23 protein-coding genes and 1 rRNA gene are annotated in these 25,373 nt (G+C 38.5%); 14 read left to right on the top strand and 10 right to left on the bottom strand.

Annotated elements, in window-relative coordinates; genetic code table 11:
- A 5S ribosomal RNA gene (gene rrf / locus ACOZBY_RS19910) occupies positions 1–92 on the top strand; the annotation flags it as partial.
- 91 nt (positions 93–183) lie between these two features.
- Here rrf and ACOZBY_RS19905 read toward each other — a convergent pair.
- The gene (locus ACOZBY_RS19905) at positions 184–855 is read right to left on the bottom strand and encodes a LytTR family DNA-binding domain-containing protein (protein ID WP_422762626.1); all 672 of its coding nucleotides are present in this window, start codon (positions 853–855) and stop codon (positions 184–186) included.
- Positions 856–1,069: 214 nt separating this feature from the next.
- Between ACOZBY_RS19905 and aceA the strand changes: the two genes are divergently transcribed.
- Both aceA and aceB read left to right on the top strand, forming a co-directional pair.
- A complete protein-coding gene (gene aceA / locus ACOZBY_RS19900) occupies positions 1,070–2,353 on the top strand; it encodes an isocitrate lyase (protein WP_036217981.1) in 1,284 nt (427 codons plus the stop codon).
- 103 nt (positions 2,354–2,456) lie between these two features.
- Positions 2,457–4,055 carry a malate synthase A gene (gene aceB / locus ACOZBY_RS19895; RefSeq protein WP_031418044.1) on the top strand — a complete coding sequence of 533 codons (1,599 nt, stop codon included), beginning with the start codon at positions 2,457–2,459 and terminating at the stop codon, positions 4,053–4,055.
- A 222-nt stretch (positions 4,056–4,277) separates the two neighbouring features.
- On the opposite strand, the gene ACOZBY_RS19890 is transcribed toward aceB, so the two are convergent.
- Positions 4,278–4,946, bottom strand: a complete 669-nt coding sequence (locus ACOZBY_RS19890; RefSeq protein ID WP_012292406.1) for an O-methyltransferase — start codon at positions 4,944–4,946, stop codon at positions 4,278–4,280.
- A gap of 127 nt (positions 4,947–5,073) precedes the next feature.
- Between ACOZBY_RS19890 and ACOZBY_RS19885 the strand changes: the two genes are divergently transcribed.
- From ACOZBY_RS19885 to ACOZBY_RS19860, 6 genes are all read left to right on the top strand, one after another.
- Entirely contained in the window at positions 5,074–5,964 is an 891-nt protein-coding gene (locus ACOZBY_RS19885; protein WP_422762627.1) for a LysR family transcriptional regulator, read from the top strand.
- Positions 5,965–6,037: 73 nt separating this feature from the next.
- Positions 6,038–6,433 carry a GntR family transcriptional regulator gene (locus ACOZBY_RS19880; RefSeq protein ID WP_012292408.1) on the top strand — a complete coding sequence of 132 codons (396 nt, stop codon included), beginning with the start codon at positions 6,038–6,040 and terminating at the stop codon, positions 6,431–6,433.
- A 3-nt stretch (positions 6,434–6,436) separates the two neighbouring features.
- Positions 6,437–7,531, top strand: a complete 1,095-nt coding sequence (locus ACOZBY_RS19875; RefSeq protein ID WP_031418049.1) for a DUF1648 domain-containing protein — start codon at positions 6,437–6,439, stop codon at positions 7,529–7,531.
- A gap of 73 nt (positions 7,532–7,604) precedes the next feature.
- A complete protein-coding gene (locus ACOZBY_RS19870; protein ID WP_012292410.1) occupies positions 7,605–8,276 on the top strand; it encodes a response regulator transcription factor in 672 nt (223 codons plus the stop codon).
- Positions 8,273–9,646, top strand: a complete 1,374-nt coding sequence (locus ACOZBY_RS19865) for a HAMP domain-containing sensor histidine kinase (RefSeq protein ID WP_198695991.1) — start codon at positions 8,273–8,275, stop codon at positions 9,644–9,646. The genes ACOZBY_RS19870 and ACOZBY_RS19865 overlap by 4 nt, the downstream gene beginning before the upstream one ends.
- Before the next feature lie 73 nt (positions 9,647–9,719).
- Entirely contained in the window at positions 9,720–10,124 is a 405-nt protein-coding gene (locus ACOZBY_RS19860) for a hypothetical protein (RefSeq protein ID WP_012292412.1), read from the top strand.
- A 52-nt stretch (positions 10,125–10,176) separates the two neighbouring features.
- Here the strand turns inward: ACOZBY_RS19860 and ACOZBY_RS19855 are convergent, their stop codons facing one another.
- Complete coding sequence (locus ACOZBY_RS19855) at positions 10,177–12,096, bottom strand: SEL1-like repeat protein (RefSeq protein WP_422762625.1); 1,920 nt, start codon at positions 12,094–12,096, stop codon at positions 10,177–10,179.
- 166 nt (positions 12,097–12,262) lie between these two features.
- On the opposite strand from ACOZBY_RS19855, the gene ACOZBY_RS19850 reads away from it, so the two are divergent.
- The 4 genes from ACOZBY_RS19850 (at position 12,263) to ACOZBY_RS19835 (ending at position 16,064) form a co-directional block, all read left to right on the top strand.
- Entirely contained in the window at positions 12,263–12,976 is a 714-nt protein-coding gene (locus ACOZBY_RS19850; RefSeq protein ID WP_036166515.1) for a glycosyltransferase family 2 protein, read from the top strand.
- Positions 12,977–13,061: 85 nt separating this feature from the next.
- On the top strand, positions 13,062–13,322 hold the full coding sequence (locus ACOZBY_RS19845) for a metal-sensitive transcriptional regulator (RefSeq protein ID WP_004233098.1): 261 nt from the start codon (positions 13,062–13,064) through the stop codon (positions 13,320–13,322).
- A gap of 217 nt (positions 13,323–13,539) precedes the next feature.
- Positions 13,540–14,679 carry a transglutaminase domain-containing protein gene (locus ACOZBY_RS19840; protein ID WP_422762624.1) on the top strand — a complete coding sequence of 380 codons (1,140 nt, stop codon included), beginning with the start codon at positions 13,540–13,542 and terminating at the stop codon, positions 14,677–14,679.
- Between the two features lie 89 nt (positions 14,680–14,768).
- Positions 14,769–16,064 (top strand): transglutaminase domain-containing protein, encoded by a 1,296-nt coding sequence (locus ACOZBY_RS19835; RefSeq protein ID WP_031418055.1) that lies wholly within the window; start codon positions 14,769–14,771, stop codon positions 16,062–16,064.
- 25 nt (positions 16,065–16,089) lie between these two features.
- Here ACOZBY_RS19835 and ACOZBY_RS19830 read toward each other — a convergent pair whose 3' ends face one another.
- From ACOZBY_RS19830 to ACOZBY_RS19800, 7 genes are all read right to left on the bottom strand, one after another.
- Positions 16,090–17,037: an N-acetylglucosamine kinase gene (locus ACOZBY_RS19830; RefSeq protein ID WP_036160585.1), complete on the bottom strand. Its 948-nt coding sequence runs from the start codon at positions 17,035–17,037 to the stop codon at positions 16,090–16,092.
- Positions 17,034–18,548 (bottom strand): argininosuccinate lyase, encoded by a 1,515-nt coding sequence (gene argH / locus ACOZBY_RS19825; RefSeq protein ID WP_012292418.1) that lies wholly within the window; start codon positions 18,546–18,548, stop codon positions 17,034–17,036. Before argH ends, ACOZBY_RS19830 begins: the two co-directional genes overlap by 4 nt.
- A 27-nt stretch (positions 18,549–18,575) precedes the next feature.
- Positions 18,576–20,297, bottom strand: coding sequence for an ABC transporter permease (locus ACOZBY_RS19820; RefSeq protein ID WP_031418059.1), 1,722 nt, complete (start codon positions 20,295–20,297; stop codon positions 18,576–18,578).
- Between the two features lie 12 nt (positions 20,298–20,309).
- A complete protein-coding gene (locus ACOZBY_RS19815) occupies positions 20,310–21,380 on the bottom strand; it encodes an ABC transporter ATP-binding protein (protein WP_036160587.1) in 1,071 nt (356 codons plus the stop codon).
- 95 nt (positions 21,381–21,475) lie between these two features.
- Positions 21,476–22,582, bottom strand: coding sequence for an extracellular solute-binding protein (locus ACOZBY_RS19810; protein WP_031418061.1), 1,107 nt, complete (start codon positions 22,580–22,582; stop codon positions 21,476–21,478).
- Positions 22,583–22,781: 199 nt separating this feature from the next.
- Positions 22,782–23,699 (bottom strand): EamA family transporter, encoded by a 918-nt coding sequence (locus ACOZBY_RS19805; protein ID WP_036166527.1) that lies wholly within the window; start codon positions 23,697–23,699, stop codon positions 22,782–22,784.
- 15 nt (positions 23,700–23,714) lie between these two features.
- Positions 23,715–24,278: a GNAT family N-acetyltransferase gene (locus tag ACOZBY_RS19800; protein ID WP_031418063.1), complete on the bottom strand. Its 564-nt coding sequence runs from the start codon at positions 24,276–24,278 to the stop codon at positions 23,715–23,717.
- 145 nt (positions 24,279–24,423) lie between these two features.
- Here ACOZBY_RS19800 and ACOZBY_RS19795 point away from each other — a divergent pair, with 145 nt between their 5' ends.
- Positions 24,424–25,371 carry a carbohydrate kinase family protein gene (locus ACOZBY_RS19795; RefSeq protein WP_012292424.1) on the top strand — a complete coding sequence of 316 codons (948 nt, stop codon included), beginning with the start codon at positions 24,424–24,426 and terminating at the stop codon, positions 25,369–25,371.
- The last annotated feature ends 2 nt before the right edge of the window (positions 25,372–25,373 follow it).

Genomic DNA, 25,373 nt, shown 5'->3' with positions numbered 1-25,373 from the left:
ACACCCGTTCCCATACCGAACACGGAAGTTAAGCTCTTTAGCGCCGATGGTAGTTGGGGGCTTCCCCCTGTGAGAGTAGGACGTCGCTAGGCACTAGAAAGACCAGAGAATCTTTTCTCTGGTCTTTTTTCGTTTTCAACAGAAAAAATTAAAGCTGTCTCTTGAGTAAGACAGCTAATATATTTAAAACTCAAGCGCACTTCTCAGGTTATTAATATACGATTGACTCACTGGTAACTCACTACCATCCATTAATGTAATAATAAAGTTTGATGTCAAATCACGCGCCATTTTTTTTATAAAATAAATATTTACGATATAGGATCTATGAATACGAATAAAGTATGATGGCAATCTTATTTGAAGTTCTTTAAGGGTGATGTTTGTTTTAAATTGTTCGCGCTCTACATAAAACCATGTCTTTTTTTGAAGACTTTCAATATGAGATACTTTATTAATGGCTACAGGATTCCATTCTTCATCTTGTTTTCCTGTTATAAACTCAAATGCTTCTGTCTTTTTAGTAGTGAAAGTAGATGGCAGTATGACTACTAGAGCAGCTGGTTCATCCTGAATGAGTATCGGATAGCCGATACCGTAAAAGGGTGTATCGCATGACAAATTATCTAAAATTGTTTCTGTTTTTTTCTGTGTGCGCAAGACTTGATCAGCAATACTTCCAGGTAACACTTGTTGACCCACCTCTAAATGGACACTATGATGCCTAGGATGAATAAAGGTATAAGAATTATCGACAGCAATTGCAACGGATGAATCAGTAGGAATCCAGTCTCTTAACATTGTAATATATTGTTCTAAAATATCTTTTGTGCAAGAATTTAACTCATTGCTCATTGTGAATTTCCCCCTTGTTTGTAAATAATCATCCAAATTTCGTCGCGGAAAAGAATAGCTTTATCATGGAAATTTGGTCTTTTATCAAAAAATAATGAAAATTCAAATACTCTGTTATATATTAATTTACAACAAATAAACCTGTTATGGAACAGTTATTTAAAAGTTTTTTAACAGAGTATATTGTACACAAAGGGGAAGGTGGAATTTCAATATGTCAACTCGTCAAGAAAGAATCCAAGCTTTAGAAAAACAATGGGCTGAAAACCCTCGCTGGGCTGGTATTGAACGCACATATTCGGCTGAAGAGGTTGTTAAACTACAAGGTACTGTAGTAATTGAACAAACTTTGGCAAGAAAAGGTGCCACTCGACTATGGAATTCATTACATGAGGAACCGTTTATTAATGCACTGGGTGCATTAACAGGTAATCAGGCAGTACAGCAAGTTAAAGCTGGACTCAAAGCTATCTATCTATCGGGCTGGCAAGTAGCTGCGGATGCAAACCTTTCGGGTCAAATGTATCCAGATCAATCACTATACCCAGCCAATTCTGTACCAGCAGTAGTTAAACGAATAAATCAAGCACTTCAACGAGCAGATCAAATTGATCATGCTGAAGGACGTGTCGATCAATTTGACTGGTTTGCTCCAATTGTAGCAGATGCAGAGGCAGGTTTCGGAGGACCTCTTAATGTATTTGAGCTTGTTAAAGGCATGGTGGAAGCAGGGGCAGCTGGTGTTCACCTTGAAGATCAGTTAGCTTCAGAGAAGAAATGTGGTCATCTAGGCGGTAAAGTTTTACTTCCAACACAAAACGCTGTACGTAATTTAGTAGCTGCGAGATTAGCAGCTGACGTTATGGGTGTTGATACAATTCTAATCGCTCGTACAGATGCTGATGCTGCAGATATGGTTACTTCAGATATCGACCCACGTGATGCAGAGTTTATTACTGGTGAACGTACTCCTGAAGGTTTTTTCCGTACAAAGGCAGGCATCAAACAAGCAATTGCTCGTGGCTTAGCTTACGCACCATACGCTGATTTAATTTGGTGTGAAACTTCTAAACCATCACTTGAGGAAGCTCGTGAATTTGCAGAAGCTATTCATGCGGAATTCCCAGGTAAAATGCTTGCATACAACTGCTCACCTTCATTTAACTGGAAAGCAAATCTTTCAGAAGAGGAAATTGCAGAGTATCAGCGTGAGCTTGGTAAGCTAGGTTATAAATTCCAGTTTGTTACTTTAGCAGGATTCCATGCATTAAACCACTCTATGTTTGAGTTGGCACATGATTATAAAGATAATGGTATGGCTGCATATTCTAAGCTACAGCAAGCTGAGTTTGCTTCCGAATCTAAAGGCTATACAGCGACACGCCATCAACGCGAGGTAGGTACTGGATACTTTGATGAAATTTCTCAAGTTATTTCAGGTGGTACATCTTCAACAACGGCAATGGCTGGATCGACAGAAACTGAACAGTTCGTATAAAAAATGCGTGTCTTCCTAAATTCATAATCATAGAGTCGTCTCCTCCGCTCCTCCTAAAGCGGAGGAAGACAAAACTAAAATCGCAAAGGTGGGTAAACAACTAATGAAACAAGCAACGACAGGTAAGCTTAAAATTGTTGGAGAACAAAATGAGCAAACAAATGAAATTTTAACACCTGAAGCTCTTGAGTTTGTTCTTGCCCTGCACGAGAAATTTGATGCTCGCCGTAAAGAGTTATTGAATGCTCGGCAGAAACGCCAAAAGCGTCTAGATGCGGGAGAGAAACTAGATTTCTTACCTGAAACAAAGCATATTCGTGAAGGAGATTGGTCAATTGCACCTCTTCCACAAGATTTGCAGGATCGGCGTGTTGAAATTACAGGGCCGGTTGACCGTAAAATGGTTATTAATGCTTTAAACTCTGGAGCAAAGATGTTTATGGCTTGCTTTGAGGATGCTTCTTCTCCAACATGGGAAAATATGATTGGTGGTCAAATTAATATGCGTGATGCTATTAATAAGACGATTGAATTTACACAAGCATCCAATGGTAAAACGTATAAGCTAAATGCTGAAACAGCCGTGTTACTAGTTCGTCCTCGAGGCTTACATCTGCTTGAAAAGCACGTACTTGTTCAAGGTGAACCGATTTCCGGAAGTTTCTTCGACTTTGGTTTGTATCTATTCCATAATGCTAAAAATGCACTGGCAAAAGGAACAGGACCTTATTTCTATCTACCGAAGCTTGAAAGCCATTTAGAAGCTCGACTATGGAACGATGTCTTTGTATTTGCGCAAGATTATATTGGCATTCCACAAGGTACTATAAAAGCAACTGTATTAATCGAAACTATATTAGCGGCATTTGAAATGGATGAGATTTTATATGAGCTACGTGAACATTCGGCTGGCCTGAATTGTGGACGTTGGGACTATATTTTCAGTTACATTAAACGCCTTCGTAATCAAGCTGATGTCATTTTACCAGACCGAGGTCAAGTTACAATGACCGTTCCATTCATGAAGGCTTATACATCTTTATGTATTCAAACTTGTCATAAGCGTAATGCACCAGCAATGGGTGGAATGGCTGCACAAATTCCGGTTAAAAATGATGATGAGGCGAATGCAGTGGCATTTGCAAAGGTTGCTGAAGATAAGCGACGTGAAGCAACAGAAGGTCATGATGGTACTTGGGTAGCACATCCAGGTATGGTGGCAACAGCAATGGAGCAATTTGATGCCATTATGCCGACACCTAACCAAATTCATAAAAAGCGAGAGGATGTACACGTTACTGCGGAAGATTTAGTAGCTGTACCAGAGGGCACGATTACCCTTGAAGGGCTTCGTGTTAACTGTAGTGTTGGTGTACAATATATTGCTTCATGGCTTCGTGGTAATGGTGCTGCACCCATTAACAATTTAATGGAGGATGCTGCAACAGCAGAAATTTCTCGTACACAAGTGTGGCAATGGATTCGACATCCAAAAGGTATTTTAGATGATGGACGCGGTATTACTTTAGCGTTTGTCCTTGAAATTCTGGAAGAAGAGCTTACGAAAATTAAAGAGGCTGTTGGGGAACAAGCCTATAACTGCGGTCGCTTTGACGAAGCTGCTGAACTGTTTAAATCTTTAATTGCGCAAGATGAATTCGCGGAATTCTTGACACTTCCAGGCTATGAAAAATTAGCGTAAATGTAAATCTACTAAAGCACATTCAGCTTTCCTATTAATAAAATGTGACGGGGTCTGTTCCCCCGTTACTAAAGAGATGAGCACTATTGTATTAAAGGGGTCTACTTATAAAAGTAATTTATAGGAAAAAGATGTCTTACAAGCTTAGATGGGGAGCTTAAAAGACATCTTTTTTAATTAATCCGCGTAACTGTTTTTCAAGCTACGCGGATTTTGCTTATATCAGTCGACTATGGCTAGGACAAAGCCATCATAGCCCTTGACGCCAACCGTTTGTATAGCTGTTGCTTCAATACGGGGCTCCAATTTTAGCAGATCTATAAATTGCTGTACGCCTCTAACACGTTCATCCTCACTATTTATATCTGTGACAGCTCCATTCCGCACTACATTGTCTGCAATAATAATAGCACCTGAATTCGCTAGCTTTAATGCCCACTTCAAATACTCAGGATTATTGGGCTTATCTGCATCAATAAAAATAACATCAAAAAATTGCCCTCTTTTTTTCAAATCTGGCAACGTATCCAATGCATGACCAACGATAATTTCAACCTTTTCCTCTAAGCCTGCATGTCGAATATTTTGCCGAGCAACAGAGGCATAGTCTTCATTTATTTCTAAAGTCACCACTTTCCCTTCTTTTGAGAGAGCTTGTGCTAAGCAGATACTGCTATAGCCACCAAGTGTGCCAATCTCTAATACATTAACGGCTCCTTTCAATTTTGTGAGTAAATACAAAAATCTCCCTTGAGTGGGGGATACATCAATTTCAGGTATACCGGCAGCTTTATTAGCTAGTAGTGCAGCATTAAGACAGCTGTTTTCTGGTAGTAGCTTATTGGTAAAATAATTATCTACATTATGCCAACTATTCAACTCTGTCATCATTGAGCCCTCATTTCTATATCGTTTAAAAGTGCAAGCTTGCATATAGAGTGTATGATAAAGTGAATCATAAAAAAAATATATTATAATTATTTATATATAACTAAATGTTATGGAAAGGGGTTAAATGATGAATATTCATGGCTTAAAATTGTTTTATCATGTTGCTACTACTGGTAGTTTCACAAAAGCGGCTGAATTATTATGTATTAGCCAGCCTGCTGTTTCGAGCCAAATTAAACGATTTGAGCATGAAATAGGTGTACAACTTTTTAAGCAGCAGGGGCGAGGGGTCGTACTTACGGAGTTTGGCAAAGCTCTAGCAGAGAAAGCTCAACATTTTATGGCCCTCGAACAGCATATAAAATCATTTGTAGAAGATTACCGCCTAGCAAAAGCGGGGGATTTACATATAGTAGCTACTTACCTACCAGCTAATTTTTTAATTCCCAGATGGGCGGCTGCATTTAAGGCTATGAATGAACATGTAAATTTAATGATTACAACAACGAATACCAAGGATGCCTTCGAGCAGCTTATACACTATAAAGCTGACATTGCCATATATGGTGGAGGAATTTCTGAGAGGCCTAAAGAAATATGGTGGGAGGAGATATACGAAGATGAATTATGGTTTGTAGTGTCGCCCCATCATAGGTATGCTCATCAAACCATTACATTAATTGAAATGTTTCAGGAGCCATTTATTATGAGAGAGAAAGGGAGTTCGATGAGGGAGCATCTTTTTTCCTTATGTCAAACGTACCAAGTAGAGCCCCCTAAAATTGCATTACAATTTAATGGGATTAATGAAACAATACGTTCCGTTATAGCAGGATATGGTGCGAACTTTATTTCCTCTCTTGCAGTTAGGGAATATGTGGAGAGTGGTCAATTGGCAAGAGTTATTATTAAAGATATACATCCGGTTAAACATAAAATTTCCATTTGTACGAGGAAGAATGAAAAGCAAAATTTACTGGTGCAAAATTTTATCGAGACGATTAAGCGCTCACTATAAATAATTTGTACTTCATGTACATTTAATAAATATTTGTTATACTAAGCATATAACAAATATGGAGCTGATAAACATGTTTATTCAAATAGAGACGCAATCGGAAGTTCCCATCTATGAACAAGTGACACGTCAAATCATTGAAGGGATAGCAAGAGGTGATATGAAGCAAGGGGAGACCTTACCATCTGTTCGGAGTTTAGCTGCTGACTTAGGTGTTAATATGCATACTGTTAATAAAAGCTATCATGAATTAGAGGCTAAAGGAATAATAGTTATACGAGCGAAATCGGGGGCCATTATACGTTCAACGGAGGAGAGGGCTTTGACGCCTGAGCAGCTACGACAAATTGAAAAGAATTTAAAGCCTGTTGTGGCAGAAGGTATGGTGCTCGGCGCAACAGTAGAACAAATTGAGCACATGATGAAAAAGGTGTTCGCAGACTTGCATATTCCAGCAGAGGGAGTGTAGCAAATGCTACTTGGTGTTTTTATATCTATATACATCATGACATTAGTTTTACAAATGATCGTTCCTTTTATCGTACGTGATACCATTGTTTTCGGTGTCACTGTGCCCGATCAAAACATTAAGCACCCTGCTCTAGCTAATTTGAAAAAACGTTATGCTCAAATAGTCGGAGGCACAGGTATTGTGTTTTTAATCGTTATGATTATTAGCTACAACTTATTTACCTCTGAATCCGTTCGAGGTATATTTTTACTCGGGTGTTTATGGAGCATGCTTACAGTGAGTATGGGGCTATACTGGGTATATCATCAAAAGATATCAGTCCTAAAAAGGCAGGAGCAGTGGGGCGTTAATATTAAACAAGTGCGTGCAGTCGATCTCACAGCAAGAAGCCGTGATGAGATGCTTCCTTGGTCATTCTTTGCTGTGCCTTTAGTGATATCAGGATTTTTAATTATTTATACAATCCTTCATTACGATAAAATGCCAGCTAATATAGCCGTACATTGGGGACCAAGTGGAGAAGCAGATGCGTGGAGAAACAAGACGTATTTAACAGCCATTTCTTTGCCCCTTATTATGCTAATGATACAATTCATGATGTGGGGCATTATTGATTCAATAAAACGTTCTGCCATCAAAATTGCGGTAAATCGCAAGGAGGAATCGCTGGAGGATCAGCTAAAGACTCGAAAATATATAAGTTGGCAAATTTTATTGGTAAGCTATGCTATAACAGTGTTATTAACGGTGTTGCAACTTAGTAATATCTATCCTGCTATGACTGTAGGCTATAAGCTACTACCGCTATTTATTTTATTTTTAGCTGTTGTGCTTGGTTCACTCTTAATTTATGTGGTGAAAAAGCGCAAATATAGAGTTCGGTACGAAAAAAATAGTGATTCACAGGTCATGGATGTGGATGAAGATCGTTATTGGAAGGGCGGTTTAATTTATATGAATCGACAAGATCCTTCAGTTTTTGTAGAGAAACGATTTGGGGTAGGTTGGACGATGAACCTTGCCAATCCAAGAGGATATATTGTCATTGGATTACCCTTTCTCTTATTACTGTTGATTTGTATATTTTCGTTATAAAATAATAGGGATCTATGATAAAAAATTCGTTCCAAGTGAGCGGGTTTTTTTCATATTGACTGGAGGTAAGTAGATGAGAATTCTTGTTGTCGATGACGATGTACATATTTTACAGCTAGTAAATATTTATTTAACAAGAGAAGGCTATCAAGTATTACGTGCAGAAAATGCCCAGCAAGCACTAGCATTACTTAACGGGAATTTACCCGATTTAGCAGTTGTAGATGTGATGATGCCAGGAATGGATGGATTCACACTAACCGAAACGTTAACACAAGATTACGATATCCCTGTTTTATTATTAACAGCAAAGGGTGAGCTTGAAGATAAAGAGCGAGGTTTTTTAGCTGGCTCAGATGATTATGTTGTGAAGCCCTTTGAGCCAAAGGAATTATTGTTTCGTATAGCAGCTATATTACGTAGAATGGATAAGAAAAATCAAATCACCATCCAAGTTGGCCAATTAGTCATTGATCGTCGTAGCTTCGAGGTTATTATTGGAGAAGAGACTCTTATCCTACCTTTAAAGGAATTTGAATTACTGGCCTTATTGGCATCACGACCTAATCAAGTATTTACAAGGAGCTATATCATGGAGCAAGTATGGGGCTATGATTATGATGGAGACGAACAAACATTGAATACGCATGTGAAGCGGGTTCGAGAGAGATTAAATCGTTTTGATACGGCTGTGGAAATCATCACGGTACGAGGCGTTGGCTATAAGCTAGAGGCAACGTCATGAAAACTTTATACAGTAAATTTGTAATGACAACATTGCTAGTGATGATTGGGAGCTTGTGTATTGGTTTTTTAGCGACGAATACCTATTATCATCAAGTTGTAAAAGAAAAAAATGATACAAAAAACGTTATTATCGCACAGGGGATTGCGCAATATATTGAGACTGCGAAGCCAGAGGACTTAAATAGTTATTTCATGACACTTGGCGAAATTGGTTATCAAATATATGTAACAACTGGAGAACAAGGAAACTTCTTTGGTGGAGAATATCGTGATAAGACATTATCAGAATCGGTTGTAGAGCATGTTCTAAACGGTGAAGTCTACCATGGTATGCGAGATTTCCCAAAAGAAACTTTTATGACAGGCTTTTTTGCTAATGAGTTGGTTAATACAATCGGTGTGCCATTTACGTATGAAAATAAGTCCTATGCATTGTTCATAAGACCAGATATTCGCTTATTGTTTTCGGAGGTGCATACATTGCTTGGTGGATTAATGCTTGCGATGATAGTACTGAGTTTACTGGCTATGCTGCTATTTGCGAAGGCATTAATTCGTCCCATTACAAAGCTAACAGCGGCGACTCGACAGCTTGCACATGAAAAGTTTGATACCGTTTTAGACATTGATCGTAATGATGAATTAGGCCAATTGGCTACTAGTTTTAATATAATGACAGAAAAATTACAGGAAAATGATCGCGTGCGTAAGGAGTTTATAAGTAATGTATCGCATGATTTTCAATCCCCTTTATTAAATATTCAAGGATATGTTGACTTACTAAAAAATCCTTTACTGAAGGAGAGGGAACGACAGGAGTATGCAGCCATTATCGAATTAGAAACTAAACGCTTATCAACTTTAACGAAGCAATTATTGTTATTAACATCGCTTGACCAATCGACACGAATTGTCAAACGTGAGCGCTACCGATTAGATGAACAGTTAAAGGAAAGCGTACGAAAATATCGCTGGCAAATGGAAGAGGCTCAGCTCCAAATCACATACAAACTGGAGCAGGTTATTTTTAATGGGGATGCAGGGCTTCTACAAAATGTCTGGGACAACTTGCTGACAAATGCGATTAAGTACAATATCCAGGGAGGTCAAATACATCTATATTTACAGCAAAAACCTGCTTCGCTTGAAATCCTTGTTGAGGATAATGGAATAGGTATGACTGCAGCTCAATTAGCAAAAGTCTATGACCGTTTTTATCGAGCAGACACTTCTAGAACGAAGCAAGGGACTGGATTGGGGTTAGCGATAGTTAAACAAATCGTAGAGCTACATGGAGGTACTGTGCATATAGAAAGCACAGTCAATGCGGGGACAAAGGTTTATATAGATCTCCCCATTTTGTCATAAGGAGTTCATGTAAAGTTCATGTTCTCCCGATAAACTGCTACTTAGTTGAAACAAACTAAGGGGGAGTTTTCTTATGGAACAGAAGTGGAGCATACGCCTTATTCGATTGGCAGCCATTTTTGCTTTAATCGGGACCTATTTAGGCTCACATATGTCTGGTTCAGGTAGCTACGAATATAGACCGATACATGCCCATATTTTACTTGTTGGTTGGCTGAGTATGTTTGCGTGGGGTATTTTTTATCGAGCTTTTAAAGTCAAATCACAAAAATTAGTGAATATACATGGTTGGACAGCTATTCTTGGCGTTTTTGGCTTAACATTAGGGATGTGGTTTTACAATATCAATCCATTTCATTTTGGCAGCACATTTACTTTAGTGTTCTTTATTGTAGGTGGAACTACATTATTGATTAGCTTTGCTTTGTTCATTGTAGTAACATTTATGATTAAACAACAAGAGGATTTAAAAAATTAAAAAAACCTACCGTGTTACATAAGCTAGTCGTGACGCGGTAGGTTTTTTATGTTTATTGGATATCTTGCAGCGATTTTTTCAGCCATTTTGTAGCTTCTTGATAATCTTGGGCAACACCTTGTCCTTTTTTATAGAGCAGACCGAGTTGGAATTGTGCCTTTTGGTGCCCCTGATTAGCAGCTAATCTATAGAGTTGGGCAGCTTTAGCAAAGTCCTTTGGGACGCCTTGCCCATGAATGTGCATTTGTGCTAATTGGTACTGTGCCTTTATATGCTCTTGTGCCGCAGCTTGCTCAATCCATTTGGCAGCTTCTGTGTAATCCTGTGTAACACCCTTGCCTTTATCAAATAAATTACCAAGCTGATATTGGGCACCAGCATGCCCCTGAATAGCAGCTAAGCGATAGCATCTGCGTGCCTCTTCAAGATCTATAGAAACCCCTAATCCTTGCTCATATACTAGGCCTAATTGATATTCAGCCTGAATATGCGACTGGTCAGTTGCCGCTCTCCACCATTGTACTGCCTCTGGATAGTTAACCGGAACACCATCTCCTGCAGTTAATAAAAGTCCTAGCTCATATTGAGCATCCACATAGCCCTTTTCAGCCGCAGCCTTCAGATAGGGTAGAGCTTTATCTGGTTGATGAAGTTGATAAACATATAGACGCCCAAGCTCGAAGCCAGCGCTAATATGTCCTTTTTCAGCAGCTAAGAGTAGCCATTTCTCAGCTAACACCATATCCTGTTCTTTTTCATAGAGAAGACCAAGGTAAAATTGTGCATGTAAGTGTCCTTTATGTGCTGCTAGCTTAAACCATTTTAAAGCCTCAAGGTGATCCATAGGTATTCCTTGGCCAGTGTTGTAGAGCATGGCAATTTGAAATTCTGCATTCATATGGTCTTGTAAAGCGGCCATATGAAACCATTTGGCTGCCTCTGTAAAGTTTTGAGGAATGCCACGACCTTTCAGATGCATATAGCCCAGATTATATTGAGCACTTGCATCTCCAGCTAAGGCAGCCATTTCAAAATAAGTGCTGGCCTCCACATAACTTTGTTCTACACCTGTACCATTATGATAAAGAAATCCTAAATTGTTTTGTGCACTGGTATTTCCTTGATCTGCGGCTAAGGTGTACCATTTGGCTGCCTCGAGGAAATTTTGCGACATGCCTAGCCCTTGATTATAAAGAACACCAAGATTGTACTGAGCATCTGCATTCCCTAAATCTGCAGCTATTTGGTAGTGATGGGCGGCTTCTGTATAATTTTGTTCTATACCTTGTCCTAGATGAAAGAGTACGCCGAGACTATAGTGTGCATTGGGATCGTTTTGAGCTGCGGCTCGTTCATACCACATTTTCGCAAGCGCATAATCTTTTTTAACCCCTCGACCTTGGTTGTAAAGAGCCCCTAAATTATATTGGGCACTTGCATCTCCATTTTGTGCCGCAATTTCAAACCATTCAGCCGCATGCTTATAAGCATCTGGTGAGTGGTCTCGCTGATATAGGGTGTTATCCAACATCAAATCTTTCTCTTCTGCGACATTCGAATTAAAGCTACGATCATAGCGCTTTATAAACCATTCAACAATATCACTTGTATAATCGAGAACAATTTTAGCCGCCTTTGCCTCCACAAGTTCATTACTAGTATGGCTCGTCATTTTATATACGAGATTCATTAATAGGGAAATCCGTCGAGGATGAATATGAGCTGTAAAACTCCGATTATTTAACAGCATGCGAACATTTTTTAGTTTGGGCGTAGTATGCATTTCCAATTGATAAACCTCATATAAAATTTCCTCTACTACTAGAAGAGATTTCTGTAAAGAAACTTGAGGGTTTGAAATGGCGAAAAAACTAGCTTCCTGTAAATTTTTAGCTAATGCCGCGTCCGACAACTGTCTTAACTTGTGACATTGTTCTTCAAGAATTCCGTAGTGTATGACGATAGTGCTCACCCTCTTTCGTGGTACTCTCTTTTTTCATATATCGGAGAAATATCGATATTATTGATATGTTTTCATGGGATTCATCAGTTGAATTGTTGCTGTTACATGATACTATTTGATATAAGGGAAATTCATAAATATGAAGAGCCTGACAGCCTATAGGTGGAGGATAGAAATGAAAAATATTGCAGCTATTATTCCAGCATATAATCCGCAACAATCACTCATTACCTATGTACATCAATTACTAGCAACGACCATTACACAAATTATTATTGTCAATGATGGAAGTGATCAGAAATATAAAGAGATTTTTGAAGATCTAAACAATATAGAAGGATGCCAAGTCCTTCAGCATCGAGACAATATTGGAAAAGGTGGTGCACTAAAAACAGCCTTTACATATATTCGAGAGCAAAAGAGAATATTTCATGGGGTACTCACAGTAGGGGCACATGGTCAGCATACATTACAAGATGTGAAGCTTGTTTTAACGATGACGAAGGTCTTTTCAGAGGGTATTGTGCTAGGCGTACGAAACTTCCATTCAGTTGATAGTACCTTTCTTTCATATTGGGGAAATCGTGCAACAAGCCTCTTTTTTGAACTGCTATATCACAGGAAATTAATGGATACTCAAACCGGTTTACGTTATATTTCGATGAATGAATTGCCGTGGCTAATGAAGGTGAAAGGTGAACGCTATGATTATGATACAAATATGCTAATTGCTGCACTTAAAAGAAAATGCCCTATTTTCGAGGTAGAGATTGGGCAGTTACGAATAAAAAAGAATTCCATTATTCAGTATGATGAAGTAACTAATGCAAGGTCCATTATAACGAGGATGCTTATGAATTATTTACGACCAAGAAACAATAATAATTAGCGTTTAAAATTAAAATAAAGAGCTAGGATAAAGTATAACAATTACTCAATAGAACGTAGCGAGTATAGAAAGAAGGAGCATATTTATGGAATATTCAGATCAAGTTAAAAATCGTGTAAAACGGATGGAAGGTCAGCTACGTGGTATTTTAAAGATGATGGAGGAGGAAAAAGACTGTAAGGCAGTAATTACGCAACTATCAGCCGTTCGCTCAGCTGTAGACCGAACAGTTGGTGTGATTGTTAGTACAAATTTATTGGAATGTGTGCAAAATGCTGAAGGAGATGGCGAAAAGATGAACGAGGCCATTCAGGAAGCGGTTAACTTAGTAGTGAAAAGTCGTTAATCATCGTAAAACTCACTGGAATGTAGTGAGTTTTATTTTTTTACAATTTAATAGTTATAATCGACGCCTATATTCTATTTTTAGGTAATTATTATTATAAGGTTAATCTTATTTTTATAGTTGAAGGTCTTAGTTGGGGAACTTGTCTCATAGCCTAGTAGTCACTTTCTTTGTTATGCTAATAATAACGATAGCGTAAAGGGAAGGTGATAGTGTTATGAAGAAATGGTTATTATGTGGCGCTACTTTACTCATGTTAAGCCCTAATGCTGCTTATGCACAGCAAAGGGAAACTACTTCCGTAATAAATCCTGTTATAGCAAATTCAACAGTAACAACCTGGGAGCAGTTTACAAAAGAACTAATAAAGAAAATTAATAGTTTTGAGACAGATATAAATATTACATATACTGGGCCGATGAGCGATTTCAAAAAAGAGATTATGGAAGCCTTAGATCAAGCTAAAAAGCAGACTGTATATGCAAGTGGACATATGGAAAGCATTAAAATTTCGGCAGATTCTGTAGGGAACGTATCCTATAAAATAAAGTATCTGACAAATCAAACACAAGAAGCAGCTGTACAAAAAAAGATTGGTCAAGTACTGAAAAATATTATAAAACCGTCTATGACTGAATTTGATAAAGTAAAAGCCATTAATGATTATATTGTATCGAATACTAGTTATGGGACTAAAACAAAAGCAAGCCCCCATAGTGCCTATGCATTGCTATTTGAAGGACAAGCTGTTTGCCAAGGTTATGCCTTAGCTGCACAGGCAATGTTATCACAGAGTGGAATTGAAACAAAATATGTGGTGGGATTTGTAAATGGAAATGAAGCCCATGCTTGGAACTTGGTAAAAGTAGATGGTAAATGGTATCATTTGGATACAACATGGAATGATCCACTACCAAATCGCATTGGTGCTGCATCATATGATTACTTTTTAGTGACGGATGAAGTGCTTAAGAAGGATCATTCTTGGATTCAGACAGATTATCCTGCTGCCTTAAGCACTAAATATAACTTTATGCAAAATGTTCATTTTGCGTATCCATTAAATAATGTCGTCTATTTTAGTAATACGGCTGATCACGATAAATTATATAAGCTAGAAATGGCAACTGGTAAAAAAACAAAAGTGTTGGATAAACGAGCGTTGTATATTACTGGAATGGGCCAAAATCTATATTACAGTGATTATAGTAACAGCGGTTATTTAACAAAGCTAAATCTGAAAACATTAAAGGCTGAAGTATTGGTTAAACAGCCAGTAACGAATCTAAAGATTAGTGACAATTATTTAATCTATAACATGAATGCTAAAGAGCATAAACTTAAATTAAATCAATAACAATTATTAACAGGCATAAAAGGACTTTGAACGGGTTCTTTGTGCTTGTTTTTGTATATAATGAAAGAAGAAGGTTGGAGGTGAGGAGTTTGTGGAAGAAATTAGCTATTATTGTGATAATCATTATTTTCATTGACCCCATTTATACGGCTGGTAAAGCAGTTGTCCGGCAGGTGGCGGACTGGACAAATAATGATGAAATAGAAACAATGCTTCTTTCAACAAAGGACAAAATCGTTGATGTTACTGCTAGACTTTCAGACAATGCCTCAATAGAAACGGCCATACCTATAGAAGACATGCATGATATGGAGGTAGCACCTACTGCTCAAGCAATTCAGAAGCCAGAGACGAAGTTAGTTGTGACAAACGTTAAGGAAATGACTGATGCAATGTATGCGTATTATAGTAGTTTCTCACCGAAATTTGAAATTCAATATAAAGGGAATACACAACGAATTGAACAAATTGTAGAAGAGGCCTATAACAATGCAATCGAACGAGATGATTATGTGTATGGCCATATTAGTAAACATTCAATTCGTTTTGAATATGGAAGAAACCAGGCAACAATATTTGGGGAGCAAAGCTATTTAATGACGCCAGAACAAGCTGCCTACGTCGAGATGAATGTCCAAGAGATCATCGCCAAAATCAGTAATAAATCTATGTCAGACGTAGAAAAGGTACGAGCTGTTAATGACTACATTGTGGCGAATACGGCCTATACCGATCAAACGAATTCTAGTCCCCATAGTGCCTATACTGTTCTTGCAGAGCAGGGAGGGGTTTGTCAGGGCTATGCATTACTTGCTCACTCCATGTTACAAAAGCTTGGGATTGAGACTAAATATATTGTAGGATATGTAGGTCAAGAAGGACATGCGTGGAATTTAGTGAAGTTAGGTGGTCAATGGTATCACCTCGATACGACCTGGAATGATCCAGTCCCAGATCGTAAGGGTGCGATTCGTTACCAATACTTTTTAGTGGATGACCGCACAATGGCAAAAGATCACTCATGGATTGCTGAAGATTATCCAAAAGCAACGAGCACACTTTATAGCTACTATCATGATATAGACTTCCCAGCACAGGTTGACGATCAATTATATTTTAGCAACATCTCTGATGACAATAAGCTATATGTGCTTGATATGAAGACAGGTAAGACGAAACGAGTAACAAATTCACGTGTACAATACGTCGTTTATGCAGATGGATGGCTCTATTATAGTAATTATTCCCGAGGCGCTTATTTAACAAAGATTCGTCCAGATGGTAGCGGGGAACAGCCCCTAAACCGCGAAGAGACAAAGGATTTATTTGTGAAAGATGGCTATCTTTATTTCACAACGAATGAGTTAAAGAAAATGGCCCTATAAATGGGGACATAAAAAAGGGCAGGACTTATAAACAGTCAGAGGCCCTTTTTGTTCGTTCAATTAAATAAGCAATTGGTGGCTGCTCACAAAGAGAAATGGAAACCTGCGGATAGGTTAATGCTAAAATATCTGTAAATGTTTTTAAAATAAGTGGATTATGCTTGATGGCACCTCCATTACAATATAGAGGAAACAGTCCATTCTGATAGCCTACTTTTTTTAAGACGGCTTTTGCTAAAAAAGCTAATTCTTGAGCTGCCTGTCGGGATATATGAATGGCACAAGCATCCTGTTGTTCAACGGCTTGAGCAACAAATGATCCCATTTTGGCTAACTGTGCATTTGTATAGGATGGATGAAATAACCATTCAGCCAGCTCGGTTACATTTTGTATACCTAAAGAATGAAAGACAGCCTCCTTTAAAATGGTTGTCTCACCTCGACCATCCTCCATTTTAAAGATGGCTCTTACCACCTCTTGCCCTAGCCAAAAACCGCTACCTTCATCCCCAGCTCGGTGTCCCCATCCACCAGCACGAACCATTTGCTGTCCATCATAGGCGTAAGCAATAGCTCCTGTTCCAGCAATAAGTAATGCACCTGCCTGTCCAGCGGTCACCCCAAGTAGTGTGGCTTCAGCGTCATTTTCAATAATAAGATTAGCAATAGAAAGCTGTGTGGCTGATAGGGCATTTTGAATAATGGCTGTAACCATTTCCTTGTCTTTTGGTGAATCAATACCAGCTAAGGCAAAGGTAGCTACAGCAATTTGAGAGCCGGCATGTTTTTGTAAAAAAGTATCTACCTTTGCTAAAAGCTCTTGTAATATTGCTGTAGCTGCTTCCATACCAATGGCTTGATAATTGGAGCCCTTTGTTGAAGCTGAATATTCCATAATACCAGTTTCTGCGTGAACGACTGCACATGCCGTTTTTGTCGCACCGCCATCAATAACTAGAAGCCATTTCATCATTGGCTCCATTCCTCAAGAAAGACTGTTAATTCTTTCTCCGCTTCAATAATGGAGTTTTCCTTTAATTGAATCCATTCATAAAGATTTTTCGTATTCATTTTTGCCTGTTCAAGTGCCGCTTTCATTGTGGCTGGAGCTGGACCACCTGGTAGTGTACGAACACCAACAAAAGATTCTGGTTGTAAGGTTTTATAAAAGTCCTCTTCTGAAATATTTAATTCTTTTCCTGTAATTAATTTAGATTGAGTATTAACGAGTCCCCATGTAAGGCTTGCTAGTGATTCCTCACTATGTGCAAGTAATACTTTAATACACTTACTAACAATGCTATGTGCTTGGCGGAAGGAAATATCCTCTGAACGTACTAATGTATCAGCCAGCTCGGTAACATTAGCAAAGCTATTCTCTGCACGATTTCTTAATTTTTTTTTGTTCACATCCATTGTGACAACAAGTGAGCCAAATAATTTATAAATCCCAACTAAGCGGTCGATGGCACGCCATAAATAGGGTTGCATATCATCCTCAGTATCTACAATATCTCCAAACGGTGTATTATGTACCATCTGTAACACAGTGCTTGCATCTCCAACAACAGCCGATAGTAATGAACGGGTATGCTCAATTGAAACAGGGTTACGCTTTTGGGGCATAATAGAGCTTATTTGAACATATGGACTTGCGAGTGTGAAGGCATTGAACTCCTGGGTAGCCCATAATAAAAAATCTTGTGAGGTACGACCAAGGTTGAGTGCCGCAAGCTGTACAATACTTGCTGCTTCAGCAATATAGTCAGCCCCTGCCACTGCATCCCACGCATTTTCGATAATATCGTCGAATGCCAACAAATCGCGCATTCGTTCTCGGTTTATATTAAACCCTGTTGTAGTTAAGGCTGCAGCCCCCATACTGCTACGGTTAACAGTTTTATAGACGTGCTGCATGCGCTCAAAATCTCGTTCAAGCTGGTCGATGACAGCCTTTAAATAATGGGCAAAGGTTGTAGGCTGAGCCTGCTGCGTATGTGTGTAGCCAATCATAATAGTATCTACATGCTCTTCAGCTGCAGCGATTAAATCATCTCGCAATGTTAGTAACTCTCGCATTAATAGCAGCAATTTTTGTCTGAGTGTCATACGATAAATGGCGATGCCCATATCATTACGACTTCGTCCAATATGAAGATTTCCAGCAACATCACCAGCAAGCTCTATTAATTTATTTTCAATGCGGAAAAATAAATCTTCGTATTGGGGGCTATAATCTTCTAAACGATAATAATTTAAATCTATTTTCTTTAGTGCTGCCCCAATCTGTTTCGCTTCCTCTTTTTTAACAAGTCCTTGTTCCTCTAACATTTTTAAATGAGCTATATTGATTTGCAGCATAATAGTTAGAAAATTTTTCTTTGCCTCTTCATAAGCTGGCTGTAACACAATTTTCCGATAGATGTTAGAAGGGAAAATCATCCCATCTTCCTGCTGCGTTTTGTTGCGAAAATCTTCAAACATTATCATGGCCTCCTAATAGATTAGCAGTTAAATAGCTGTACCAGCACTGCCTTTTGATAGTTTTTCAGAAATAATAAGGACAACTAAAATTAAGCAAATTTGTAAAACACCATAGGCACAGGCGGTCCCAAACTTAAATGCATACAATTTTTGAAATATAGCAACAGACAATGGAATAGTAGATGTACTGTATATAAGGATGGATGCAACAAATTCACCAAAGCTTTGTACTAGGGCTAATAGTGTCCCCGCTAATATTCCGGTGAATGTTAATGGTACGACGATACGTCTAAATGTATACCACCAATTGGCTCCTAATCCCCGTGATGCCTCTTCAATTGACGGATCCAGTTGTACAAGAGAGGCAGATGTTGACCGAAAAACAAGTGGCAAATGTCGGATGAAATAGGCTAATGGCAAAATCCAAAATGTACCGATTAATACTTGATTAAAGGCAAAGATGTTTTCCGTGCTAAAGGCGGCGATTAAATTGACTGCCACAACTGTCCCTGGTAAAGCCCAAGGTACCATTATTAACATATCGAGCAATGTCTTTCCTTTAAAATTTAAACGGACCATCGCATAAGCGGCGGCAACACCAAAGATAATATTGCCAAATGTTGCGACGATACCCATCTGTATAGAATTCCAAATAGGTCGCCATGTACGCTCATCGGTAAAAAGGGCCATGTAATGATCCATTGTATAGTCTGTAGGGAGTATTTGAGTCTTCCATGCCCCATCAACAGAAAAGGATATTAATATCAGCACTAATATTGGTAAAATCAAAATCAAAGTGCCGATAAAGGAGGCAATAGTTGCCGCTATTTTTATTTTCTTGGAGGATACCTCCGAGCGGTGGACACTGATCCCTTTACTGAGATTTTGATAATTTCTGCGATTTTGATACCAACGCATTATAATTAAAAATGTAATAGAGACAAATGACAGTATCATCGACTGAGTTGCGGCCATCTCAAGATTGCCATTAGTGCGCGATAAGTAGATTTGCATGGTCATAGTTCGTTCCACACCAAACATTAAGGGTGCTGTGTAAGAGGCCATGGATATCATAAACACTAATAAGGAGGAGGCAACAATGGAAGGGGTCAGCATGGGTAAAATAACCTTTGTCCACACGCGAATACGCCCTGCACCTAAACTAGTTGCAGCTTCCTCAAGAGCAGGGTCTAGCCCCTTGATGGCAGCTGATGCGGTTAAATAAAAATAAGTATACATGGTGAAAGTATGAACAACGATGACTCCCCAAATGCCTTTCAATGAAAAAGGTACATGATCTAAGCCGAATAAATGCTGAAAGATTCGAGGGAAAATACCACTATCTCCGTATAAAAAGGAAAAGGATAGCACACCGACTAGGGGGGGGAGTGCCATAGGGACCAATACTAAAATGGCAAGTATTCGTCTCCCAGGGAAGTTATAGCGTTCAAGTAAAAAAGCCATAGTTACCCCAACGATAGCGCAGCATAGGACGCTAATAATAGAAATATAAATACTGGTCCACAAAGCCTCTAAATTTGCTGGGCTTGCTAAATTGAAAAATTTTTTATAGTGAAGGAACCGTTCATCCCCAGCAAAGCTTTGAGTAAATGTTTGATAGAAGGGATAGACGACATAGGCGAACAACACTAAAAATAATGGCGATATTAATACATAGATAAACCAATTGGAATGAAAAATTCGTGTCCGTATACTTTCTTGAGAAGCATTGGGAGTTTGCTTTTTCATATCGGCTTCCTCCTATTCCCCTAAAAAATACAGCGAGTCATGTGAAATAGTAATGGTAATATCCTCGCCAATCTTTTTTATTTGGTCATAAGAATTAATAAGCATTACTTTAAGGGAAAAGGCGTTACAATCTACAATATAATTGACGCTAATGCCTGTGAATTCAACAAAGGTTATTTTTCCTGTTAATGTATTATCCCCAGTCCCTAAATGAATAGATTCTGGACGAATTGAAATAAATACTTTGTCTCCAATCATATGCGTTAATGCTGGAGAGCTCTGTTGCTTTCGCCCAGTAAAAATATGTCCATTTGCTGTTTTCACTTGTAGTTCTTCGTCTTCCATTGCTTCTATTGTGCCTTCAATTAAATTGGTTTCGCCAATAAAGTTAGCTACAAAGCGATCTACAGGTCGGTGATATATTTCCTGAGGAGTCCCAATTTGCTTGATATAGCCGTTTTCCATGACCATGATTCGGTCAGACATCGCCATGGCCTCCATTTGATCATGGGTAACATAAATCGTCGTGACACCAAGCTCAGATTGAATGCGTTTGATTTCAATACGTGTTTCCTCACGTAATTTTGCATCTAGATTGGATAATGGTTCATCAAGTAATAAAATATCTGGCTCAATGACTAGTGCTCGAGCCAAAGCTACCCGCTGCTGTTGCCCACCAGAAAGCTCATTTATTTTTCTGTTTCCGTAATTTGACAGTTTTACTTGTCCTCTAATTCGATCAACCTTGTGCTGGATCTCTGCTTTAGAAAATTTACGAACCTGTAAACCAAATGCGATGTTTTCATCAACAGTCATATGGGGGAAAAGGGCATAGTTTTGAAATACCATACCGATATTGCGTTTATTGGGCTGAAGCCGAGTGACATCTTGTTCATCAAATAGAATCTTACCTTTAGTAGGATAATAAAAACCAGCAATCATTCTTAATGTAGTGGTCTTGCCACAGCCGCTAGGGCCGAGAAAAGTGAAGAATTCACCAGCTTTTATTTCGAGATCTACATCTTTCACACCATACAACTGACCAAATTGCTTTGAGACATTTTCGATTGTGACTCTTTTCAATAAAAAGCTCCTCTCTAACAAAGGATTCATAGCTATATAGGGGATGAGATTGTAGATGAAAATCCACTAAAAAAGCTGGATTTTCACCCGAATACTTATTTACCACGGCCTTTAATATTGTTATCCCAGTATTCCATCCATTCAGTCTCTTTGTCAGACATTTGCTGCCAGTCTATATCGAATGTTTTTAAATCTAATTCTTGATACCACTCAGGCATGGAGGCCTTATCGATATCAGATCGTGTAGGAATTTGATAATAATCATTTGCTAATTGTGTCACCATCTCTTTTTCAAATAAAAATTCGACAAATAGTTTGGCATTCTCTAGATTTTTCGCATGGTTGACAACTGCAACACCATCTACCAAAATAGGTGCTCCGCTTTTTGGATAAATATAATCAAAGGGATAATCAGTTGTGTATTTTTTTAATAAAATATCTTGTAGATTCCACAAGGAGACACTGCCTTCTTGTCGTGTTAGCTTTAAGTACAGAGCATTAGGATCTTGCGTATATTCCTTCGTATTAGCATCTAATTTTAATAGCCATTCATAGCCTTTATCAGGTGAGTGGGCATCTTGTCGTACAATCATTGAAGAATATATGGTGCGCATTGTACCTGAAGCTAGCACGCCCCGAATTAAAATTTGATCCTTCCATTTAGAATCCAGGAGGTCATCCCAATCCTGTGGTCCATCTTCCTTTGTCAATAAATCACTATTGATCATAATGACCTCTGGTAGCAGCATCTCTCCAAACCAGCGGCCTTCTACATCTTTATGTGTAGCATCAATAGAGTCGATAAAGCTAGGCTGCCAGGCATGTAATAAGTCTTCATTTGCCCCAACGATAAGGGCTGATTGTGTGCCACCCCACCAAAAGTCAGCTTGAGGATTAGCCTTTTCGCCACGTAAACGCTCTAAAATTTGCTGGGCTCCCATTGTTAGAAACTCTACTTCAATGTCTGGATATTTTTTATTAAACTGGTCGATTACATTTTGCACCATTTCTTCGTCACGCCCTGTGTAAATAACAAGCTTACCGGATGGCGTTGTTGCCGCTACTTCTGTTTTGTCGCCATCTGTCGTTTTATCGTTATTGGCAGCATCATTTGTAGTTTTTTGGTCATCATTCCCGCTACATGCGGCTAAAACAAACAATATAAACACAAGGAAAAAACTAAGAATATGTGTTTTTTTCATCCACTTCCCCTTTCTTAAAGTAAGGTACTTACATAGTGCAGTATAATACGAAGAGGTAACTTTAATGTTAGAATTTTTAAAAAATTACTTTTTCCTTTATCATAACGAAGTGCCAATCCATTAGCAACGGGATTTCAGTAACATTCAAAAAAACTCCTTAAAAAGGAATACTTCCATTTTTAAGGAGTTGTCTAGCTGTTTAAGTTTGTACATCCAATAAGCTATCATTTTGTCGCCTTTGTGCAATAATTGTCGGCAATAACATACCAACTATTACTAGAACAATCCCCATAATTTGCATTGCAGTTAAAGGTTCATGTAGGACAATAACGGAAACGGTAACCGCAACAGGTAATTCGATCGCGCTTAAGATGGACGCGAGTGCACCACCAATTTTCGGAATGGCAATGGAGAATAAGTATATAGGTAAAATGATACCGAATAAACCGAGGGCTAATCCGAACTTCCATAAGCCTTCCATAAACAATTTGCCGTTCCAAATCACTTCTGGACTTAAGAAAATACTAATCATCATAAGGGCTACAAAGGAAACAATTAATACCCTTGATGTGGTTGTAACACCTTCTACTGGTCGAGAGTTGAATTGAATGAAGCAGGCAAAGGTAACGGCAGCAGCAAAGCCGAATAACCACCCTTGGAGAGGGATTCCACTTAAATCAACATTTAAAACCCCGGCAGCTAAAATCGTTCCTACAAATAAGATGATGATAGAAATTACTTCAGGTCGACTTGGTAATCTTTTATGTAGAGCACAATCAATTAACAAACCAATCCATGTAAATTGGAACAGCATTACTACCGCAAGAGAAGCGGGTAAATATTTGAGAGATTCTCCGTACACTATACCTGTGGTCCCGGTAAAAATACCAGCGAATAATAATATAAATATGCCTTTTTTAGATGGCTTAGGTAGTTTTCTATCTGTCAACATAAACATAACTAAAACGAGTATAAAGCCAATAATATATTGGCTCGATACAGCCTCAGCAGATGTAAAGCCATGCTGCATCGCTACTTTGACAATAGTCGACAAAATTCCGTAGCTACTAGAGGCAATGACAATCAAAAGAGGATAAATTAAATTTGTTTTCTTCAATACAATCTTCACTTCCTAAAACTGTTTCACCATATGATGAAATGGTTCATCGATAATGGACCATGGCTCAGTTATAACAAAGCCTAAACGTTCATAAAGACGACGAGCATCTTCTTTTTGAATTTCTACATTTAAGGATAACTTTGTATAGCCACGCTGCTTTGTCAGCTCTTCAGCATATTGTAAAAGTAATGTGCCAATGCCTTTACCTCGTGCTTCTGGTGTTACACAAACCGTATCGATATAAGCTTCATCTTCGTGGGCTTCTTGATCGACGATGATGGATGGAGCATTTTTAGCCTCTAACCATTTCACTAGGTTAGCGTCCATAGCAATGGCATGTGAGCCGTAATAATAAACGAGAATTCCTAATATTTGCCCATCTTCCGTAGCGACATAGGTATTTAAATAAGAATGTCGATTGTCATCTCGCTGAAAAAGAGTTGTCAGTTCTTGATGAACAGCTTCTGTCGATTGCTCGCCAGTTAAACGATTAGCAATATCACCAATCGCATCAATAATTAAAGGCACAACGGCATGGGCATCTTGTGGTTGCGCTTGTCGAATTGTAATACTCATCTTGAAAATCCCTACCTTTCTATAGGCAAGTATAACAAAGTTAATGGATGACACAAATTTTCGGACATACTCTCAAAAGTTAAACCTTTATAGAATGACAATTTTCGTGTTAATCTATAATGACTAGACTTTCAGGAGGACAATCATGACGAAGCAAGATAAGGATTTTATTTTAGTCTATGGAGATGCATTTATTGACTATATTGCTGATGATGTAACAAATACATCATTTACAAAATATATGGGTGGTGCAACAGTGAATGTTGCAGCAGGTATTAGCCGAATTGGGGCGCCTTCTGCCTTAATTACAATTACAGGGGATGATGAGGGTTCTCAGTTTGTGCGTGATGGGCTTGTAGAGGAAGGTGTTAAGCTGGACTATGCCATATTTGACCCAGCTAAGCGAGTAAGCGGTGTTTATGTGCATTTGACAGAAGCCTGTGAACGAATTTTTAAAGATTATGTGGATGAAACACCTGATTTACAAGTGGAGCCACTACAGTTAAATGAAGCCGCATTTAAACATGCTTCTGCTTTAACGGTATGTTCAGGGACCATGTTCCACCCGACGGCTCTAGCAACAACTCGAGCTGCTGTAGAAATGGCGAAGGACAAAGGTGCAATCATTGCGATGGATGCGAATATTCGTCCATTACGCTGGAGTAGTGAAGAAATTTGTCGAGAAACAATTACGTCGTTTTTTGAGGATGTAGATATTTTAAAAGTAACAGATGATGAGTTATTCTTCCTGACGGAAACGACTAGTTTAGAAGAAGGAATTGAACAATTAAGTAGCTATTTAGTGCCTATTATTTTAGTAACAGTAGGAGAAAATGGCACTTATGCCGTGCTGAATGGAGAGGTCATCCATGTACCAACTGAAAAAGTGATACCTGTGGATACTACTGGTGCAGGGGATGCATTTATGGCAGGGGTATTACGTGATGTTCATTACAATGGCTTACCTACAACAAAAGAAGAGCTTGTTCGCTGTACAAGCTTCGGCAATAAATTAGGAGCATTTGCAGCAACAAAGGCAGGAGCTTTAACGGCTTTACCATATTACGAGGATATTAAGCATTTACTGAAATAATC

Origin of the sequence: Lysinibacillus sp. NPDC056220, from assembly GCF_049315265.1 — a bacterium.
In the GTDB taxonomy this organism is placed as follows: Bacteria; Bacillota; Bacilli; order Bacillales_A; family Planococcaceae; genus Lysinibacillus; species Lysinibacillus pinottii.
Note: the sequence above shows the minus strand (reverse complement) of the source record. Positions and strands in the feature narration are given on the sequence as shown.